This window comes from Streptomyces sp. NPDC037290 (genome assembly GCF_055603245.1).
In genome coordinates this window covers 1-1,118 of record NZ_JBVJVZ010000181.1, presented here as the reverse complement: position 1 = coordinate 1,118, position 1,118 = coordinate 1, and the positions used below count along the sequence as shown (strand labels likewise).

2 protein-coding genes are annotated in these 1,118 nt (G+C 68.2%); both read left to right on the top strand.

The genetic code is table 11. The features are described 5' to 3' along the window. A partial coding sequence (locus ACZ7HQ_RS45815) for a nucleotide disphospho-sugar-binding domain-containing protein (protein WP_471003655.1) occupies positions 1–221 on the top strand: 221 nt, incomplete at its 5' end. Next, a partial coding sequence (gene rfbB, locus ACZ7HQ_RS45810) for a dTDP-glucose 4,6-dehydratase (protein ID WP_471003652.1) occupies positions 218–1,118 on the top strand: 901 nt, incomplete at its 3' end. The genes ACZ7HQ_RS45815 and rfbB, both read left to right, overlap by 4 nt.

The window sequence follows — 1,118 nt, the reverse complement described above, 5'->3', positions numbered from 1 at the left end:
TCGTGACCGACTACGGGGCGGGGGTGCGCATCGACCACCAGAAGCAGTCCGCCGGACAGATCCGCGAACAACTACGCAGGGTGCTCACCGAACCGTCCTTCCGTGAAGGCGCGCGGAGAATCCGGGAAGACCGGAATTCTGCCCCTAGCCCAGTCGAACTCGTGCCGCTCCTGGTAGAACTGACGAAGCGTCATCGCCGTGACGAGGAGGCGGACCGATGAGGATACTGGTGACGGGCGGGGCCGGTTTCATCGGCTCGCAGTTCGTACGTGCCACCTTGCGGGGCGAGCTGCCGGGTTCCGAGGACGCCCGGGTGACAGTCCTGGACAAGCTGACGTACTCCGGCAACCCGGCCAACCTCACCCCCGTCGCGGCCCATCCGCGGTACACCTTCGTCCAGGGCGACACGGTCGACCCGCGCGTGGTCGACGAGGTGGTGGCCGGCCACGACGTCATCGTTCATTTCGCGGCGGAGTCGCACGTGGACCGTTCGATCGACACCGCCACCCGGTTCGTCACGACCAACGTGCTCGGCACCCAGACGCTGCTGGAGGCGGCTCTGCGGCACGGGGTCGGCCGGTTCGTCCACGTGTCGACCGACGAGGTCTACGGTTCGATCGCCTCCGGTTCCTGGACCGAGGACACCCCGCTCGCCCCCAATGTCCCCTATGCGGCGTCGAAGGCGGGCTCGGACCTGATGGCGCTGGCCTGGCACCGCACCCGGGGCCTGGACGTCGTCGTCACCCGGTGCACCAACAACTACGGTCCCTTCCAGTACCCCGAGAAGGTGATCCCGCTCTTCGTCACCAACATCCTCGACGGCATGCGGGTGCCCCTGTACGGGGACGGCGCCCACCGCCGGGACTGGCTGCACGTGTCCGACCACTGCCGGGCGATCCAGATGGTCATGAACTCAGGGCGGGCCGGAGAGGTCTACCACATCGGGGGCGGCACGGAACTCTCCAACGAGGAGCTCACCGGCCTGCTGCTCACGGCGTGCGGCGCCGGCTGGTCCTGCGTGGACCGGGTGGCCGACCGGCAGGGGCACGACCGCCGCTACTCGCTCGACATCACCAAGATCCAACAGGAGCTGGGCTACGAGCCCCTGGTCGCCTTCG